Origin of the sequence: Campylobacter concisus (genome assembly GCF_003049735.1) — a bacterium.
Taxonomy (GTDB): Bacteria; Campylobacterota; Campylobacteria; order Campylobacterales; family Campylobacteraceae; genus Campylobacter_A; species Campylobacter_A concisus_AN.
The window spans coordinates 459,058-477,102 of sequence record NZ_PIRM01000001.1 but is presented as its reverse complement, the minus strand read 5'-3'; the positions used below and the strand labels follow the sequence as shown (position 1 = coordinate 477,102).

The window sequence follows — 18,045 nt, the reverse complement described above, 5'->3', positions numbered from 1 at the left end:
TCTAGCCCAAAATGAGCTAGAAATTTCTTTATTCTAAAGCTTGAGCTAGATCAGCGATTAGATCTTCGGCGTTTTCAAGACCTATGCTAACTCTTATTAGTTCTTTTGTGATTCCGGCTTTGATGAGCTCTTCACTGCTTAGCTGCTGGTGAGTTGTCGAGGCTGGGTGTGTTATGAGTGATTTTGTATCGCCGATATTTACCACGATCTTAAAGAGTTTTACGCGCTCTAGCATCTTTTTCGCGCGCTCAAAGCTATCAGTCTCAAAGCAAAATAGTCCATTTGCCATGCCGTCTTTAAAGTATTTTTGCGCCTTTGCGTGATCTATGTTGTCGGCAAGCCCAGGATAAGCCACGCTTTTTATATGTTTGTGAGAGTTTAGAAATTTAGCCACTTTTAGCGCGTTTTGCGAGTGTCTCTCAACTCTAACAGCAAGCGTTTCAAGCCCTTGTATGAGCTGCCAAGAGTTAAACGGAGAGATCACAGCGCCGATGTCGCGCACGATGGCAAGCCTCATTCTTAGCGTGTAGATGTCAAAACGATCCGTCATATCAGCATATACGATGTCGTGATAGCTTGCGTCTGGCACGTTAAAGTGCTCATATCTCTTGTTGCCTTTTAGCTTCTCGTTTAGGTGGTTTGCACTTACAACGACACCCGCTAGACTAAGACCCTGACCGCTCATATATTTGCTAGCGCTATGCACGCAAACATCGACGCCGTGGCGAAGTGGCTGAAAGATGATAGGCGTTGGCACGGTGTTATCAGTGATGCTGATGATGCCATATTTGTTTGAAATTTCTACGATTTTCTCGATATTTGGGATAGAAATTTGCGGATTTGAAAGTGTTTCAAAAAATATAGCCCTTGTTTTATCATCTATCAAACTCTCCAGATCATCAGCCGTGTCGCTGTCAAAGACTCTGGCCTCTATGCCAAATCTTTTTAGTGTGTGCGTAAAAAGTACTGTCGTGCCGCCATAAATTTTTTTGGCAATGATAATGTTGTCACCTGCTTGGGCTAAATTTATTATGCTGTAAAACAAAGCTGACTGACCGCTTGCAGTCGCTATCGCAGCGGCTCCGCCTTCAAGTGCGGCAACCCTTTTTTCAAAGATATCTGTCGTTGGATTGCCAAGTCTTGTGTAGATGTGGCCGCCATCCTTTAGATCGAACCTAGCTGCGGCTGTCTCGGCACTTCCAAAGTCGTAAGCCGTGCTTTGAAAAATAGGCACAGCCATCGTGCCAAAGCCCTCATGTGTGTCGTAGCCTACGTGGATCGCAGCGGTTTCTTGCCTCATTTTTGCTCCTTTTAAGGTAATTTTGGCGTAAATTATACATTAGCAAAGCCAAAATTTAGGGGATAAAATCAAATTTTGATATAATTTGCCAAAAAAAAGGAAAAATTTGAACCAAGTTACGGACAAATTTAAACGTGTAAAATATCTTCGTGCGCTAGAAAAATTTGCAAAATCAGCGATAAATGGGCTAAAAAGAGATGACTTTGATGAGACTGAATTTCGCCAAAGAGTGGAGAAAAACGCGAAAGTCATCGAAAAAGTCGAAGCTGTCTATCTTGATCAGCCATACTCAAAGGCACTAGAAAATTTTATAAATTTGCTTATCAAAAACGCCCCAAAAGAGGAGCTTTTGAAGGCGGCAAACCTGCTTGATAAGCTAAAAAATCAAAAGACATATAAAAAAGAGAAACATAAAAATAAATTTAAGGATGAGGATTGAAAGTAGTTATTTTCGATATGGATGGCACTGTAATCGATAGTGGCGAGGCGATATATAAAACGGTAAATGAAGTAAGAAATGAGCTAAATTTATCGCCACTTGAAAAAGAATTTATCATAAAAGCGATCAACGAGCCAGGTAGAAATTTACCCCTTGAGTTTTACGGCATCGACACGCCAAGTAGGAGCTTAAAAGAGGGCTTTGAAGAGAAATTTAAGAAATTTTACGATGAGTGCGCGACTATATATGAGGGTGTAAAAGAGCTTTTGCAAAAGTGCAAAGAGGCTCATTACAAAGTCGTTTTGGCAAGCAACGCACCACACGATACGCTAGAGAAAATTTTAAAGAAAAATGAAATTTACGAGCTATTTGACGAGGTCATAGGCGCTAGCAAGGAGATACCACAAAAGCCTGATCCTGCGATGCTTCACCTAGCTGTTAGTAAAACTAAAGCTAGTAAGGCGATCTTTGTTGGAGATAGCCTAAAAGACGAGCTAGCAGCCAAAAATGCAAATATGCCTTTCTTGCAAGTTAGCTGGGGATTTGGCGAGGAGAGCAAAACTGCCACATATAACGCTAAAAATGTTAGCGAAGCTTGGGAGATAATATTAAATTTTTAACTTAGTTTTAATTGGCTATAATCTTAAGAAATTTTCAAAGAAACAACGATGATAGATATATTTGAGGGCAGTGCGAGAGATAAATTTTATGACATTTTGTTTAACGCAAATGCCGTTTTGGTTAAAAACGAGATAGATAAAATTTTTGAGAAATTTGTGGCTATGAGCGAGCTTTGCGAAAAGCATGGCATTAGCGAGGGCGAGATCAGAAATTTTATAGTCTCAGAGCAAGATAAAATTTATAACGGAGTAAATGACCTATATATCGAGCTTAGCGGAGAAATTTTAAGCCAAAATGAGTAAGATTTTCGCGCTCATTGCTTTGCTTGCCTCCATTGCTTTTGCAAAAGAGCCAAATTTTGACCCAAGTTCGGTGCATACATTTGAGCTTAAAAAAGATGAGTGGGCTAGGGTATTTATAACTGAAAAGCGAACCCAAAGGGTTGAAACGTTTGACTTTCGTTGGACGCTATTTGATAGTACAAATATCACTGTGCAAAGCTTTTTTAGGCGCTATCCAAGGCAGATGGTCTTTTCGCTAAGACAAGGACAAAACACCTATATGCAGCGAGTTTTGCCTGATTTTACGATGCCGCCAAATGAGAGTGTAAGCCTTTATATATCATTTATTGATTTTAAGGATAAAAAGGCGCATTTTAGGGCGGCTCTGCTAGATGAGAGCAAGCGTGTGGATGTGGGTTTTAGAGATCCAGATGAGGCTAAATAGAAGGATAAAAATGGATAAAATCGATGAAATAATAGGTAAATTTATAAGCGAGCTTGGCTACAAAGAGGCGTTTGAGATGTTTTTAAAGATAAGCTCAGGCAAGAAGCTACGCTCAAAACTTCTTTTAAAGATCGCGGGTGAGAGCGAAATTTCACTTAAACTTTGCGCTATCATCGAGCTCATCCACCTTGCAAGTTTGCTTCACGACGACGTCATAGACGAGGCAAATATAAGGCGTGGCAAGCCAAGTATAAACGCACTTTTTGGTAGTAAAAACTCGGTTATGTTGGGCGACATCCTCTACTCAAAGGCTTATTTTGAGCTTACAAAATTTGATCCAAGCATCGCGGCTATCATCTCAGACGCAGTCAGCAAGCTAAGTATCGGCGAGATGATGGATGTAAAAATGGCTGAAAATTTTAATGAAAACGAGCAAGAATATTTAAAAATGATCTATTATAAAACAGCTGTTTTGATAGAAGCCACGGCTATTTGTGGGGCGAAGCTAGCTGGCAAAGATAGTGAGAAATTTGGAATTTACGGCAAAAATTTAGGCCTTGCATTTCAGATCGTTGATGATATCTTAGACATAACTCAAGATGAGAAAACGCTTGGCAAGCCAGCACTCAATGACTTTGTCGAAGGAAAAACTACACTTCCTTACATTTATCTTTATAAGAGCTTAGACGAAGCTGGCAAAGCAAAGCTTAGATCGCTTTGGTCAAAGAAGTTAAATGCGAGTGAAATTTCATGGCTAAAAGAGGAATTTATTAAGACAAATTCGCTTCAAAAAGCGGTTAATGAAGCAAAAAGGCTTGGGACTGAAGCGATAGAAGCGATAAGAGAGTATAAAAACGCCGAGCTTGAAGGGATCATAAAAAGCATGATAGATAGGGAATTTTAATGCACTATTTAGATATAAGTTTTACATATAAAAATACTGATATTTCAGTTAGAGAAAAGCTTGCATTTGATAGCGATGAGAAAAAAGAGCAAATTTTAAAACTACTAAGATCAAACAAAAGTATAAACGAATGTATGGTTTTAAATACATGCAACCGCGTTGAGATAATTGCAAGCGTTAGTGATCTAGAAAGTGCAACGACGCATGCATTTAGGTGCATGTCTGTATTTTCAGGTGTTTTTGAAGATGAGCTTTATGAAAGGGCTGATATTTATGAAGATAGCGGAGCCGTGCACCACCTCTTTGCTGTGGCAAGCTCGCTTGATAGCCTAGTCGTCGGCGAAACGCAGATCGTTGGCCAGCTAAAAAATGCTTTTAAATTTGCTTACGATAGCTCAGCTTGCGGCGAACAAATCAGTAAAATCATCCACTATGCATGTAAATGTGCTGCTAAAGTTAGAAATGAAACTCAAATTTCTAAAAACCCGATCTCCGTTTCAAGCGTTGCTGTGGCAAAAGCAAAAGAAATTTTTGGCACGCTTGAAGGAAAAACTGCTATCGTCGTAGGCGCTGGCGAAATGGGCGAGCTAGCAGCAAAACACCTAATCTCAAGTGGTGCAGAAGTCATCATCATAAACAGAAGCTCGGATCGTGTTGAGCAGCTAGTTGATAGCCTGGGTGATAACGCTAGCTGGGATAGCATTTTGAAATTAAAAGAGTATGTAAATAATTATGATCTGATATTTTCAAGCACCGCGGCCCCGCACGCTATCATCACGAACGCCATAATCGAACCAAGAGAATTTCACAGATACTTTTTTGATATTGCCGTGCCAAGGGATATTGACCTTATAAATACAGAATTTATTAGCGTCTATACGGTTGATAGTTTAGAGGAGATAGTAAGGAAAAATTTAGCCCTAAGAGAGGAGCAAGCACAAAAGGCTTATTCGATCGTAGGCCAAGGCACAAGCGAATTTTTAAAAATTTTAAAAGAAGATATGAGTGTGCCACTTATAAAATCGATCCGCAAACAGGCTGAAATTTGCGCTAAAAATGAGCTAGAAAAAGCGATAAAAAAAGGATATTTAAAGCATAGTGACTATGAGGAGGCACAAAAGCTCATTCATCAAGTTTTTAAAGCCTTCTTACATCAGCCAACGATGAAGCTAAAAAGTCTTGCGGATGAGGAGAGATCTAGTGAGCTTTCAAATGGAGTTAGATTTTTATTTGATATAAAAGAAGAGCAAAATTTTCAAGTGGGAGATATAGATGAGATTTAGTAAATTTTATGCACCAACGACCAAAGAAGCGCCAAAAGACGCCTCTTTGCCAAGTCATAAATTTTTAATAAGAGGTGGATTTGTCGAGCAGATAGGCTCTGGTCTTTATAACTATCTACCGCTTGGAAAGATCATGCATGAGAAAATTTCTCGTATCGCACGAGAGGAGATGGATGAGGCTGGTGCGCTAGAGGTGAGCTTTAGTGTGGTTACTTCAGGCGAACTTTGGAAGCAAAGTGGACGTTACAATGTCTTTGGCAAGGAGCTTTTACGCTTTAAAGATAGAAAAGAAAATGACTTTGTTATAAGCCCTACAAACGAAGAGGCAGCCGTTGCTTTGGTACGTGGCAAGGTGACTAGCTACAAGCAGCTACCACTAAATTTATACCAGATAAATACTAAATTTCGTGACGAAGCAAGGCCACGCTTTGGCTTGCTAAGAGGACGAGAATTTACGATGAAAGATGCTTATAGCTTTCACTCAAGCAAAGAGGATCTAAAGCGTGAGTTTGACCTTATGGAGGCAACTTATAGTAAAATTTTCACTCGTTTGGGGCTAAATTTTAGAGCCGTTGAGGCTGATAGTGGAGCTATCGGCGGTAGCGGCAGTAAAGAATTTATGGTGCTTGCAAGTAATGGCGAAGATGACATCCTTTGCTGTGAGGCTTGCAAATACGCTGCAAATATAGAGGCTGCTAGGAGAAAAGCTAGAACAACCGATGCTGAGGCACCAGAGGCTGACGCGGCTAAATTTAAAACGCCAGATACAAAGACTATAAAAGGTGTGGCTGAGTTTTTTAAAGTTAGCGAGTTTTACTGCATAAAAGCTGTTATTAAAAAAGCTATTTATGAAGACAAAGAAGAAGTTGTGGTCTTTTTTGTAAGGGGCGATGACGAGCTTCAAGAGACAAAGGCGCAAAATGCTTGCAAGGCGCTCGAACTTGTCGATGCTAGCGAAGAAGAGATTATAAAAGATGGGCTTGTGGCTGGATTTTGCGGACCAGTTGGGCTAAAGGATGTAAAATTTTACATAGACAACGAGCTAAAAGGCGCAAATAATATGATATGTGGTGCCAACGAAAAGGATTACCACTTTGTTGGAGTTAGTGTTAGCGGGTTTAACGAAGAGAGATTTAAAGACCTTGTAAAGGTAAAAGAGGGTGATAAATGCCCAGAGTGTGGCGGAAATTTAAAACTTAGCAAGGGCATAGAAGTTGGTCATATCTTTCAGCTAGGCGATAAATATTCAGCTGCGATGAATGCGACATATCTTGATGAAAATGGCAAGGCAAAGCCATTTTTGATGGGCTGCTACGGCATCGGCATAAGCAGGCTGATCGCTGTGATGATAGAGGCTAGCCACGACGAAAAGGGCTGCATCTGGAAAAAAGAGTGTGCGCCGTTTGACGTCGAGATCATCATCTCAAATTTAAAAGATGAAGAGGGCGTGAAATTTGCATTTGAGCTTTATGAGAGCCTTAAAAAAGCTGGCGTTAGCGTCATCATCGATGATAGAAACGAGAGATTTGGCGTTAAGATGAATGATTTTGAGCTTATCGGCTTTCCTTATGCGTTGCTTGTGGGTAAAGAATTTGCAAATGGCAAGGTCGAGTTTATCACAAGAGATGGGCTAAGCAAAGAGACGATCGGCATAGATGACGCCTTTAGAAAAATAAAAGAAAGTTTATGAGATTTTTCGCATTTTTATTTTTTATCATAGAAGCGGTGCTTATATACGTTTTTGTGGATAAATTTGGTTTTTTGAACTATTTTCTTGAGGTACTTGTTTCTGGATTTGTAGGTATCGCACTTCTTTTAAATAGTGGATTTTCTAGTTTAAATTCGCCTCAAGTGGCGCTTAAAAGCTTTCTTGGCGGAAATTTATTTAGCCAGTTAGGACTTAGCTTTGGCGGAATGCTTTTGTGTCTGCCAGGAATTTTAACAGATATTTTTGGTATAGCCGTAGTCGTTTTTTCTTTGATATTTAAGAAAAATGTGGCGAAAAATGAGAGCTATCAGGAGTTTAAATTTCAAAATTTTAGCCAGCACGCCCCAAGAGAAAATGAGGGCGAGATCATCGATGTTGAGGTCATAGAAGAGCCAAAAAGAGTAAATTAGGAGTGATGATGAAAGAGATAAAAATAGCAACTAGAAAGAGTATCTTAGCGCTTTGGCAAAGTGAGCATATCAAGGCTAGGATCGAGGCGCAGCACAAGGGCATGAAGGTCGTGCTTGAGGGCATGAAGACAAAGGGTGATGTAATCCTTGACACTCCGCTTGCGAAGATCGGAGGTAAGGGGCTTTTTACAAAAGAGCTTGAAGATAGCATGCTAAAAGGCGAGACTGACATCGCAGTACATAGTCTAAAAGACGTGCCTGTCGTATTTCCAGAAGGGCTTAAACTTGCAGCCATTTGCTCACGCGAGGATACTAGAGATGCGATGATAAGTGAGAAATTTGCTAAATTTAGCGACCTACCGCACGGTGCAAGGGTTGGTACAACTAGCCTACGCCGCAAGATGCAGCTACTTATCATGAGGCCTGATCTTGAGATCATCTCGCTTCGAGGTAATGTGCAAACTAGACTTAGAAAGCTAAAAGAGGGCGAATTTGACGCGATCATTTTGGCGATGGCTGGCATAAATCGCTTAAATATCAAGGCTGAAGTGGCGCACATCTACACATTTGGTTTTGACGAGATGATACCTGCAATGGGGCAGGGTGCTCTTGGGGTAGAGGCTAGAGATGAGAAGAAAATTTTAGATGAGATCTCTTTTTTAAACGACGAAAATGCAGTCATAGAAACGACCATAGAGCGTGACTTTGTAAGCGTTTTAGAGGGTGGCTGCCAAGTGCCAATAGGCATAAGTGCAAGGCTAAAAGGTGATGAAATTTCTATCGATGCGATCGTTGGTCTGCCTGATGGAAGCGAGTTTATAAAAGATAGCTTAAAGGTCAGCAAAGACAAATTTCAAAGCGTTGGCAAGGAGCTAGCTCATAAATTTATAGAAAAAGGGGCAAAAGAGCTTTTAAAACGCGCTGAAGAGATGGCTTAGAGTGTGTTTGAGCTAAAATTTAAAGCAAAAGCCCTAACCGCTACTAAAAATAGCAAAGACAACTACTATATGATCGGTCTTGCAGACGACAAATACGACTACAAAAACTACATAATCTTTCAAAGACCGATCAAACTAAAAAGTGATGACGACGAAAACGCCGATATAAACGGCATATACGCAGAGTGCAACGGCGATGTTTGCTACAACGCTTGCAAACAAGTGAAGGTCACTGATAAAACTATCATTTTTGAGGTGCAAGATAGCCTCATTTGCGTAGATACCGAGGATGTAAAGCTTAATGAGCGCTTTATGAAATATAGCAAAGAGATATTTGGCAAACTGCTAAAATGTAGCATATCGAAGTAATTAATAAAATTTACTGCCGTTTTTAAAACTGCGATGCCATCTAGTGTTTAACCTAATAAAAAATTTGCAATGAATTACCTTGAAAAGACATAAGTATGCCGGCCATGTGTGGCTGTGCGTTGAGCGCTAGTTTGCGCACATTCGACAATGGAGTATAAATTTAGTACTTGCGTCTATTTAAATGGTGAGGAAATATCGCAAAGGTGGCTCCGAGATAACGATTGAATACTCTGATAATTATCTGTGTGTGCGGTAAATAATAGCCATCCGCTTTGCTTCGCCTTTTTCAGCTATTTTTGGCTAAAATCGCCCAAAAATCAAAAAGGCGAAATATGGACTACATCAAGCTTTTAAAAGAAAATAATCTACTTCGTGTTATCGACGAGCCAACAGATATTGATCTTGAGATCGCGCACGCTAGCTACATCGAGGTCAAGCGCGAAAACTCGCAAGCGCTACTTTTTAAAAACCCAGTATGCAAAAAAACTGGGCGTAAATTTGCCCCAGTGCTTACAAATATCTATGGCTCAAAACACGCACTTGAGCTTATCTTTGGGCTAAAGCCTGATGAGATAGCAGAAGAGATAGAAAAGCTTTTAAAGCCCAGAAAACCTCGTAATCTCAAAGAAAAGCTTGATTTTTTAAACTATCTTTTTAATATGAGAAAAATTTTCACTAAGAGATTAAAAGGCGAGGGCGAGTGCCAGCAGGTAAAATTTATAGGTGAAGATGCTGATTTGCTATCACTTCCAGCACTAAAAACATGGCCACATGATGGTGGCGCTTTTATTACAATGGGACAGGTTTATACGCAAAGCTTGGATGGAAATTTGCAAAATTTAGGTATGTATAGACTGCAAATTTATGACAAAAACCGCCTTGGCATGCACTGGCAGATCCACAAAGACGGTGCAAATTTCTTTCACGAGTACAAGCGTGCAGGCAAAAAGATGCCGGTTTCAGTAGCTATTGGCGGTGATCCGCTTTATATTTGGTGTGGGCAAGCACCGCTTCCAAAGGGAGTTTTTGAACTTTTGCTTTATGGCTTCATCCGCAAAGAGCCGGCCAAACTTGTAAAATCTTTAACAAATGAAATTTACGTCCCGCACGATGCAGACTACGTGATAGAGGGCTTTGTGGATACGACTAAGAGTGAGCTTGAGGGACCATTTGGCGATCATACTGGCTTTTATACGCCTATCGAGCCTTTTCCAGTGATGGATGTAACGGCGATAACTAGCAAGCGTGAACCGGTATTTCACGCGACTGTGGTTGGAAAGCCGCCACTTGAGGATAAATATATGGGCTGGGCGACTGAGCGAGTTTTTTTACCGCTTTTGCGAACGACCGTGCCTGAACTACTGGACTACAATATGCCTGAAAATGGCGTTTTTCACAACCTAATCTTAGCCAAGATAAATACGCTCTATCCAGCTCATGCAAAGCAGGCTATGCACGCATTTTGGGGCGTTGGGCAGATGAGCTTTGTAAAACATGCCATTTTTGTTGGAGCCGATGCGCCTGAACTTAAAGATTATGATGAATTTACTAGCTTTGTTCTAAATCGTTTTGGTAGCCAGAGTGTGCTAATAAGCCAAGGCGTGTGCGATCAGCTTGATCATGCTAGTCCAAATTCGTGTTTTGGTGGCAAACTCGGCGTAGATGCGACGCAAGACTTTTGTAAATTTAGCCCTGTGGTTTTAAGCGACAGCGAGCTTTTGGCTAAATTTCAAAGCGTTACGCCAAATGTAAAAGAGCTTAAGCAGTTTAAAACGGATACCAAAACGCCTATTTGTATGGTGAAATTTGAAAAAGATTGTGTGGTAAAAGAGCTTTTTGACAAGCTTTTGATATTTAGAGATTTTTTCAAGCTCCTTATCGTTGTAGATATGCAAAATTACCTTGAAAACCCATATATGCTACTTTGGCGTGTGACAAACAATATCGATGCGTTGCGTGATATTTTCATAGATGGTGAAAATTTCTGCATAGATGCCACTAGTAAAGATGAGCGTGAGGGATATACTAGAGGCTGGCCGTTACAAACGGATTGTGACCGCGAAGTAGTTGCTGATCTAATTAAGCGCGGTATCGTAAAAGATGAGCCAGAGCTATTTAAAAAATTTGAAATATTTGGCTAGCTTTGAGGTACTCAAGTAAATTTATAAATTTTGCTTTTTTGCTGCGGATTTGAAATTTTTAATAAGACTTGCTTAATCAAACGCTAGTGTTTGTTTGCTAATTTAAAAATAGCTTTTAGACTAGGTCTAAAAGCTTAATTTATTTTTAGCTCTCTTTTAAGAGCTTACTTGCGAGCATATCGGCTTTTGCTTTATCTGTATCTTTTTTTACAGATTTATAAATTTTAGATATATAATTTTCCAAAACTTCGTGGCAAGATATTACTTTTTCGTTTTCGCTTCTTGCTACTTTTACGTATTCACCGCTATTTTGTAGCTCAAATGCTAGATCGTTATCGCTTAGCTGAAGCTCTAAAATTTCAAGCAACCTCTCTTGAAGTCTTGGCTCAAAAATAGGCGTCATAAGCTCCAAGCGACGCTCTAGATTTCTTGGCATCCAGTCAGCACTTGAGATATAAATTTTTGGCTGAGCATGTTTAAAATATAAAATTCTAGCGTGCTCTAAGTATTTGCCAATGATCGAGCGAACTTTGATGTTTTCGCTTTTGCCTTTTATGCCAGGTCTTAGTCCGCACACACCACGAACTATAAGATCGATCTTTACACCTGCGTTTGATGCGCGGCTAAGCTCATTTATCACATCTTCATCGATTAGTGCGTTCATTTTGGCGATGATCCTACCCTCGCTGCCTTTGCTAGCTTCTACTCTTATCTTTTCGATGATACGCTCTTTTATCTGAAAAGGCGACATGCTAAGAGCGTTTAGACGGCGATTTTTATTATATCCTGAGAGGATGTGAAAAAACGAGGTCGTATCCTGGCTAAATTCTTCTTTGCTCGTAAATAGGCTCACGTCGGTGTAAATTTTAGCCGAACTGCCGTTGTAGTTACCTGTGCCAAAGTGCATATAAAATTTAAGCTTATCGCCGATTTGGCGGATGACCTGGCTAACTTTTGCATGCACCTTAAAGCCTGTGATGCCGTATATCACGTGCGCTCCAGCGTCTTCAAGCGCCTTTGCCCAGTGTAGGTTATTTTCCTCATCAAACCTAGCTTTTAGCTCAACCATCACAGTTACTTGCTTGCCATCACTTGCGGCGTCTATTAGACTTTGAATTATTGGTGAACTTTTATCGACTCTATAAAGTGTCATTCTAATGGATATAACTTTTGGATCTTTGCTGGCTTCTTTTATAAAGCTTACAACTGGATCAAAGCTCTCAAATGGATGCACTAAGAGTACATCTTCTTTATCTATGGCGTCAAATACAGATATACCATTGCCAAATGGTGGTAGCGTTTTTGGAACATAAGGTGCATTTGCTAGGTGGGTAAAATTTTTACTTCCAGCTATCTCCCAAAGCGAGCTAAGAGTGAGCGGAATGCTTGAAAAATAGACATCTTTATGAAAAATTTTCATATGAAAATTTAAAAAGTCCAAGATATCAGCGTCTACGTTTTTATCGATTTGCATACGAACAAAAGCTCCTTTTCTGCGAAGCTTTAGCCCTTGCTCAAGTATCATCATAAAATCATCCGCTTCTTCTTCTTCGATGACGATATCAGCGTTTCTTGTCACTCTAAAAGCAGCCGAGCTAAGTAGCTTATATCCTGGGAAAATTTCTTCTGCGTGGCGATGTACGATCGTTTCAATCGGCACAAAAACATTGCTACTTGGCTGTGTAAAACGTGGTAAGACTCTTGAAATTCTTATCATGCCGTATTTTAAAATTTCTGGATGCTCGATATCAGCAAGCTTAACTGCAAGAGAGAAGCTAAGGTTGTTTAGGTGCGGAAATGGATGAGTCGCATCGACAGCGATAGGAACGATGACTGGCAAGATATTTGAGAAAAAGTATTCGTCGCACTTTTGCTTCAAGCTATCATCAAGCTCGTCATAACTTTTTATAAAAAGCCCCTCCTTGCTAAGAGCATTTACTGTTTTTTTATAGTGATCTTCTACTAAATTTTGCTCATTTTGTAGATATTTTCTAATCTCTCTTAGCTGTTCAAGTGGGCTCATGCCATCGCCACTGCTTGTAGTAGCTCCAGCTGCGAAAAGCTGCTTTAAGCCAGCGACTCTGATCATATAAAACTCGTCTAGATTTGTCATATAAATAGCTATAAATTTTAGCTTTTCAAGTAAAGGAATTTCCTTTTCACACTGAGTGAGCACCCTTGAATTAAAGCGTAGCCAGCTTAATTCTCGGTTTATAAAAAGAGTTTCATTTTCGCTCATCATCTTCTCCTTGTGCGTTTTTGAGTTATTTTATGATATGTGCGGTTATAAAGTTCTTACTTTATTTAAATTTTTGGTTACAATAAGCCAAAATTTAAATTTAAAGGCTTGTTATGTCTGATTATGTGATATTAGTTGGTATCTTTTTAGTGGCAGTCGTTGTTTTTGCGCTTATTAAAAAGATATCGTTTTAGCTTTTAAATTTCTCCCACCACAAATAAGCAAATATGAGCCCAAAGCCCTTGACTTTGCTCTCGTCAAAGGCAAATTTCATCATATCTTCTCGCTTTATGAAAACAAGCTCGATATCTTCGCCATCGACGCCACCGCCAGAATTTACCTTCATACTCTCATCAATCTTTGCGTAAAACATAGTTTGCATGTTACCTCCAAAGCCAAAAGCACCGTATGTCATCGTGATACGCTCTATATCTTTTAGCTCATAGCCCACTTCTTCGATCGCCTCTTCTCTGGCTGTTTGCTCTTCGCTTAGTCCTTTATCCATAAGCCCTGCGCAAAGCTCGTAAGTAAAGCCTTGCTCATTTGTTTTGATGCCTTCTTTCTCTTGCGAGTACCAAACAGCCGGGCGAAACTGCTTTACAAACAAAAAGGCATCTTTTTGCTCGTGATATAAAAAAATACTAACGCTATTCATCACTTTTACGCAGTCCCAATCTCTTTGGACGCCATTTTGCATAAATTTCATCTTAAATGGCTTTAGGTATTTTGATTCACCAAGAGGCAGAATTTCTAAATTAGTTATAGTAGTATCCATTTTGCAAGTCCTAAAAAGCTAAAAAATCCTATCGCATCAGTAAAAGTAGTAAGAATGACGGCTGAACCGACTGCAGGATCTATGTTAAAGCGCCTTAGCGTCAAAGGTATGATCGTGCCAAAAAAGCCAGCAAAGAATAAATTTGTGACCATGCTAAGCCCGATAACAACGCCAAGCATACCTTTGTCAAACCAAACAGAGGCGATTATGCCCATTACCACACCAAAGATTAGTCCATTTATGAGTGAAATACTAACCTCACGTTTTAGAACATTTTTGGCATCTTTAAACTCTATCTCGCCAAGTGCTAGACGGCGAACCGTAACAGCAAGTGCTTGTGTGCCGGTATTCCCACCCATTGACGCAACTATTGGCATTAAAACAGCAAGAGCGACGTAGGCTGCGATTGTCTCGTCAAAAAGTCCGATTATAGACGAGCTAAAAAGAGCTGTTAGTAAATTTACACCAAGCCAAACCGCACGACCACGACCCGCTTTAAATAGCGTATCATCCTCTTCTGACTCGTCATCAACGCCGGCTAGGTTATAAATTTGCTCAGTTGCACTCTCTTGAATGTAGTCGTGGATGTCATCAGATGTGATACGACCAAGTAAAATCCCAGTACTACTAGTAACTGCAATAACGTTTAGATCGTACTCTTGAAACATATCAGCGACATTTTGCATAAGGTCCATATCATTTGCAACGTGTGGCTTGTAGTGATCGATCTGTGCTGACTCGATATTTTGCTTTAGCGTCTTTGTAAAATCAAAAAGTATAAGATCTTCAAGTGGGATAGCGTATTGTAAAACGCCGTTCTTATCAATGATAAAAAGCTGTGAGATATTTTCTAGCTTGCCTTCTTGCTTTTCTCGTCTAAGCCTTGCTACTGCATTGCCAAGCTTTTCTTCAAGATGAGCCGAAAAAAGCTCTGTTTGCATGTGCGCACCAGCTCTATCTTCTTCGTAGCTTCTAAGCCTTAAAATTTCATTTTGGTTTTCTCTATCAAGCTCATTAAAAAGCTCTCTAGCTTTATCCTCATCGATATCCTCGATGTATTGAAGCAAATCAGTCGCATCATCACTCTCTAGCTCTTCAAGTGCTTCTACGATCTTTTCAGCTGGAAGCTGTTCGATCACATCTTTTAGCATGTGATCAGGTAGTTCGATAGCGACATCGCCTAAAATTTCAGGATCTAGCTTCTCAAGATAGTGAGCAAAAAGCTCTTCGTCGTGCTTTTTAAGTGTTTTTAGGTGCTGGGCTAGCTCGTAAGGCGAGAGTTCATTGTCTTCTAAATTTTCATCTAAATGCTGATCTATCAGCTCTTTTGCTTCTTCTAGTTCTTGGCTCAAGTTTTACCTTTAAAATTCTATTACATTAGGGAAAAATTCCACTTTATGATACTCTTTTTCGTTGCTTAAAGCATTTTTTATTAGCTCGTCATTTTTGCTAACAACTGCTTTAAATTTAGCTGATTCTTTCTTGTCTTCTAGGCTTCTAACGACCTTTATTGCACTTTCTGGATTGATAGGCTTATTGTCCCTATAAAGACCAAAATGTAGATGTGGTCCTGTGCTCATACCGCTTGTACCAACGTAGGCTATGAGCGTACCTTGCTTAACTTTTAGTCCGCCTTTTATGCCTTTAGCAAAGCCATTTAAGTGAGCATAAAGTGTCTCATAGCCACCAGCGTGAGAGATGATGACGGTTCTGCCATATCCGCTTTTTTGTCCGACAAATTTAACCGTGCCATCACCTGCAGCTTTGATTGGTGTGCCTTTTGGAGCACCGTAGTCAACGCCAAGGTGTGCTCTATATCTTTGTAAAATAGGGTGCCATCTTTTTAGAGTAAAAGCCGATGTGATTCTAGCGTTTGCAAGAGGGCGAACTAGTAAAAATTTATCATTTTTCTTGCCGTTTTTATCATAAAATTTATCTTCAAATTTATACATAACATATCGTTTATTTTTTGTTTCTATCATCGCAGCATAAATTTCTGGAGTGCCAAAAGAGCGGCCCATGCGTATTTTTTGATTATAAACGATAGCAATCGTATCGCCTTTGTTTATCTTTTTAAAATCAATGCCACTTCCTTTAAAAATTTCTTTAAAGCCAAGAGCTAGCGTGCCAGAGCCAGTGTAGTCAAAAATGTCTTCAGAGACTGATTTGTCCACCTTTAAGGCTAAAAATTTATCTTCGCTTTGATAAGAGATGGGAAGAAATTCGAGCTTAAATTTATCATTGTCATCTCTAAAAATATGCATTTGAAGCTCGTCGCTAACAGGGATTAGCACTTGTTTGGTATTGCCGTTGTCGTCTTTATAAATTTGATACTTTGTGCCAGCGATGATCTCTTCTGTTAGCTCTTGATCTTCGGTTGCTAAGTTATAGTAAAGTGAAAGTGGGATTTTGTTTGTCTCTAAGAAATTTAAGAAGTTACTTCCATTTGGCCAGCTAAGCTCGTCGACACTTGGCTTTATAGCGTATAAATTTATAGATAATATTGCAAAAATTATAAAAATACGAGGCATTAATGTCCTTTTAAAAAGCTGGTGGGATTTTAACTAAAACTTGCTTTAATTTTGCAAAAGATAAAGCATTTTAGGCTATAATCGCTCTAAAAATTTAAACTTAGGAGATATTTTTGAAACGTATATTTGTGATTTTATCGCTAGTTTTTGGCTTTGCTTTTGGGGCCGATTTTTCTTTAAATGAGTATAGAACTCCTATAATTAGCGTCGATAGTGATGGCACAGCGACGATAGTTGATAGTCCAGAAATTTTAATCGGCTCAAGTGGTGTCGTACTTCATAAATTTGATACTGATAGCTCTATCATCGCAAGAGTTAGTGTTATCTCAAAAAATTCTGGCTTTGCTAAGATTAGATTTGAGGTGTTTGATCTGCTTGAGCAAAAGGCGCTCCCGCTTCCAGGCATTGCACCTGCAAATGGCGATATGGTCGTGCTAAACTATCTTTATAACCGCTCATTAATCATCGTACCAAATAAAGAAATTTACGAAGAGATCACATCTGCGTTTCCAAATATGATATTTATTCACCCAGATATTATAGGAGCGTATCTAAGCTACGAATACAAGCCAAATCCAAGCAGAGATGACTTTAGAAAAATGTGCGCTCAAAGTGCAGCTGGTTTAATTTTCGTAGCGATGGATGGCAGAAGCGTTTTTGCTGATTGCCAAAGCTTTAAAGTGCTAAAAGAATTTAAAAGTGGTGAGGTTGAGTACTATCAGCTGCCATTTTATACAAGAGTTAGCGACATAGACACCGTCTTTTGGAAGCTAAATAGCGAGCATATCAACAACTACGACGCTCACTACGAAAAACTTTTCGAAGAAGATAACTGATAAATGAGCCGTTTGTCCTTAAGTAAGCAAAATTTAAAGGAGTTTTTAAATTTGCTCCCAACGCTTAAGGACAAAGAGCTCTTCCACTATGCCTCAAGCCTTAGTTTTCATACGATTTTATCGATCATTCCGATACTTCTTATATCGTTTTCTATCTTTACAAAGCTGCCTAGTTTTGAGGATTATTACGCCAAGATTCAGGACTTTATATTTTCGGCTCTTTTGCCAAGTAATCAAGAGATCATCTCGAGCTATTTGCAAAATTTCTTACAAAATAGCGGAAATTTAGGCTTAGTTGGCTTTGTAGCGATGATATTTACATCGGCTATGTTTTTTAGTGACTACGAATATGTAGTTTTAAAAGTGACATGTGCAAGTAAGGCTAGGGGTTTTTGGTCGGCACTTAGCTCGTATTGGACTCTTATCACGCTCGCGCCACTTGGTCTTGCTGGTAGTTTTTATCTCTCAAGCCTCATTCAAGAGATGCTAAACTCAAACGTAATCACAAACTCGATAAATTTTTTAAGCATATTCCCATATCTCATCATCTGGGCGATATTTTGCATCACATATCTCATCTCAGTAAATGACGAGATAAAGTTTAAAAGCGCATTTTTTAGCTCATTTGCCGCTTCGCTTGTTTGGTATATTGGCAAGTCGGCCTTTGTCTATTATGTCCTTTATAATAAAACCTATCTAAGCGTTTATGGCTCGTTTTCAGCTGTGCTTTTCTTCTTTGTCTGGATATACATCTCGTGGATCATCTTTTTATATGGGCTAAAGCTTTGTGCTTATCTCTCAAACAGCTCAAAATTTAAAAGATAA

17 protein-coding genes and 1 pseudogene are annotated in these 18,045 nt (G+C 39.4%); 13 read left to right on the top strand and 5 right to left on the bottom strand.

Going from position 1 to position 18,045, the window contains the following annotated elements; translation table 11 throughout:
• Positions 1-28 precede the first annotated feature (28 nt).
• A complete protein-coding gene (locus CVS97_RS02410) occupies positions 29-1,300 on the bottom strand; it encodes an O-acetylhomoserine aminocarboxypropyltransferase/cysteine synthase family protein (protein WP_107784956.1) in 1,272 nt (423 codons plus the stop codon).
• Positions 1,301-1,406: 106 nt separating this feature from the next.
• On the opposite strand from CVS97_RS02410, the gene CVS97_RS02405 reads away from it, so the two are divergent.
• The 11 genes from CVS97_RS02405 (at position 1,407) to CVS97_RS02355 (ending at position 10,839) form a co-directional block, all read left to right on the top strand.
• Positions 1,407-1,739 carry a hypothetical protein gene (locus CVS97_RS02405; protein WP_002940272.1) on the top strand — a complete coding sequence of 111 codons (333 nt, stop codon included), beginning with the start codon at positions 1,407-1,409 and terminating at the stop codon, positions 1,737-1,739.
• Positions 1,736-2,359: an HAD family hydrolase gene (locus CVS97_RS02400; protein ID WP_087579958.1), complete on the top strand. Its 624-nt coding sequence runs from the start codon at positions 1,736-1,738 to the stop codon at positions 2,357-2,359. Before CVS97_RS02405 ends, CVS97_RS02400 begins: the two co-directional genes overlap by 4 nt.
• 48 nt (positions 2,360-2,407) lie before the next feature.
• Positions 2,408-2,662: a DUF2018 family protein gene (locus CVS97_RS02395; protein ID WP_087578691.1), complete on the top strand. Its 255-nt coding sequence runs from the start codon at positions 2,408-2,410 to the stop codon at positions 2,660-2,662.
• Entirely contained in the window at positions 2,655-3,086 is a 432-nt protein-coding gene (locus CVS97_RS02390; RefSeq protein ID WP_107784955.1) for a hypothetical protein, read from the top strand. Before CVS97_RS02395 ends, CVS97_RS02390 begins: the two co-directional genes overlap by 8 nt.
• A 10-nt stretch (positions 3,087-3,096) precedes the next feature.
• On the top strand, positions 3,097-3,990 hold the full coding sequence (locus CVS97_RS02385; protein ID WP_107784954.1) for a polyprenyl synthetase family protein: 894 nt from the start codon (positions 3,097-3,099) through the stop codon (positions 3,988-3,990).
• Positions 3,990-5,273, top strand: a complete 1,284-nt coding sequence (gene hemA / locus CVS97_RS02380; protein ID WP_107770468.1) for a glutamyl-tRNA reductase — start codon at positions 3,990-3,992, stop codon at positions 5,271-5,273. The genes CVS97_RS02385 and hemA overlap by 1 nt, the downstream gene beginning before the upstream one ends.
• Complete coding sequence (locus CVS97_RS02375; RefSeq protein WP_107784953.1) at positions 5,263-6,963, top strand: proline--tRNA ligase; 1,701 nt, start codon at positions 5,263-5,265, stop codon at positions 6,961-6,963. Before hemA ends, CVS97_RS02375 begins: the two co-directional genes overlap by 11 nt.
• Positions 6,960-7,391 carry an FxsA family protein gene (locus CVS97_RS02370; RefSeq protein WP_107784952.1) on the top strand — a complete coding sequence of 144 codons (432 nt, stop codon included), beginning with the start codon at positions 6,960-6,962 and terminating at the stop codon, positions 7,389-7,391. The genes CVS97_RS02375 and CVS97_RS02370 overlap by 4 nt, the downstream gene beginning before the upstream one ends.
• A gap of 8 nt (positions 7,392-7,399) precedes the next feature.
• Positions 7,400-8,329: a hydroxymethylbilane synthase gene (hemC, locus tag CVS97_RS02365; RefSeq protein WP_107784951.1), complete on the top strand. Its 930-nt coding sequence runs from the start codon at positions 7,400-7,402 to the stop codon at positions 8,327-8,329.
• A 3-nt stretch (positions 8,330-8,332) separates the two neighbouring features.
• Positions 8,333-8,698 (top strand): Imm10 family immunity protein, encoded by a 366-nt coding sequence (locus CVS97_RS02360; RefSeq protein ID WP_107784950.1) that lies wholly within the window; start codon positions 8,333-8,335, stop codon positions 8,696-8,698.
• A gap of 332 nt (positions 8,699-9,030) precedes the next feature.
• Positions 9,031-10,839, top strand: coding sequence for a menaquinone biosynthesis decarboxylase (locus tag CVS97_RS02355; protein ID WP_107784949.1), 1,809 nt, complete (start codon positions 9,031-9,033; stop codon positions 10,837-10,839).
• 145 nt (positions 10,840-10,984) lie between these two features.
• Here the strand turns inward: CVS97_RS02355 and CVS97_RS02350 are convergent.
• The 4 genes and pseudogenes from CVS97_RS02350 to CVS97_RS02335 all read right to left on the bottom strand — a co-directional run.
• Positions 10,985-13,090: pseudogene (locus CVS97_RS02350) on the bottom strand (RNA degradosome polyphosphate kinase); the annotation flags it as partial.
• 178 nt (positions 13,091-13,268) lie between these two features.
• A complete protein-coding gene (locus tag CVS97_RS02345) occupies positions 13,269-13,853 on the bottom strand; it encodes an NUDIX domain-containing protein (RefSeq protein WP_107784947.1) in 585 nt (194 codons plus the stop codon).
• On the bottom strand, positions 13,838-15,205 hold the full coding sequence (gene mgtE, locus CVS97_RS02340; RefSeq protein WP_021090506.1) for a magnesium transporter: 1,368 nt from the start codon (positions 15,203-15,205) through the stop codon (positions 13,838-13,840). The genes CVS97_RS02345 and mgtE overlap by 16 nt, the downstream gene beginning before the upstream one ends.
• A 9-nt stretch (positions 15,206-15,214) precedes the next feature.
• Entirely contained in the window at positions 15,215-16,384 is a 1,170-nt protein-coding gene (locus CVS97_RS02335) for a peptidoglycan DD-metalloendopeptidase family protein (RefSeq protein WP_107784946.1), read from the bottom strand.
• 113 nt (positions 16,385-16,497) lie between these two features.
• Between CVS97_RS02335 and CVS97_RS02330 the strand changes: the two genes are divergently transcribed.
• Positions 16,498-17,220, top strand: a complete 723-nt coding sequence (locus tag CVS97_RS02330) for a plasminogen-binding N-terminal domain-containing protein (protein WP_021090557.1) — start codon at positions 16,498-16,500, stop codon at positions 17,218-17,220.
• Positions 17,221-17,223: 3 nt separating this feature from the next.
• Positions 17,224-18,045, top strand: a complete 822-nt coding sequence (locus CVS97_RS02325; RefSeq protein WP_107784945.1) for a YihY family inner membrane protein — start codon at positions 17,224-17,226, stop codon at positions 18,043-18,045.

Bases quoted from the DNA above. Each gene is read 5' to 3' on its own strand.
- CVS97_RS02410 (WP_107784956.1), bottom strand. From the start codon at position 1,300: ATGAGGCAAGAAACCGCTGCGATCCACGTAGGCTACGACACACATGAG.
- CVS97_RS02395 (WP_087578691.1), top strand. From the start codon at position 2,408: ATGATAGATATATTTGAGGGCAGTGCGAGAGATAAATTTTATGACATT.
- CVS97_RS02390 (WP_107784955.1), top strand. From the start codon at position 2,655: ATGAGTAAGATTTTCGCGCTCATTGCTTTGCTTGCCTCCATTGCTTTT.
- CVS97_RS02385 (WP_107784954.1), top strand. From the start codon at position 3,097: ATGGATAAAATCGATGAAATAATAGGTAAATTTATAAGCGAGCTTGGC.
- hemA (WP_107770468.1), top strand. From the start codon at position 3,990: ATGCACTATTTAGATATAAGTTTTACATATAAAAATACTGATATTTCA.
- CVS97_RS02375 (WP_107784953.1), top strand. From the start codon at position 5,263: ATGAGATTTAGTAAATTTTATGCACCAACGACCAAAGAAGCGCCAAAA.
- CVS97_RS02370 (WP_107784952.1), top strand. From the start codon at position 6,960: ATGAGATTTTTCGCATTTTTATTTTTTATCATAGAAGCGGTGCTTATA.
- hemC (WP_107784951.1), top strand. From the start codon at position 7,400: ATGAAAGAGATAAAAATAGCAACTAGAAAGAGTATCTTAGCGCTTTGG.
- CVS97_RS02355 (WP_107784949.1), top strand. From the start codon at position 9,031: ATGGACTACATCAAGCTTTTAAAAGAAAATAATCTACTTCGTGTTATC.
- CVS97_RS02345 (WP_107784947.1), bottom strand. From the start codon at position 13,853: ATGGATACTACTATAACTAATTTAGAAATTCTGCCTCTTGGTGAATCA.
- CVS97_RS02335 (WP_107784946.1), bottom strand. From the start codon at position 16,384: ATGCCTCGTATTTTTATAATTTTTGCAATATTATCTATAAATTTATAC.
- CVS97_RS02325 (WP_107784945.1), top strand. From the start codon at position 17,224: ATGAGCCGTTTGTCCTTAAGTAAGCAAAATTTAAAGGAGTTTTTAAAT.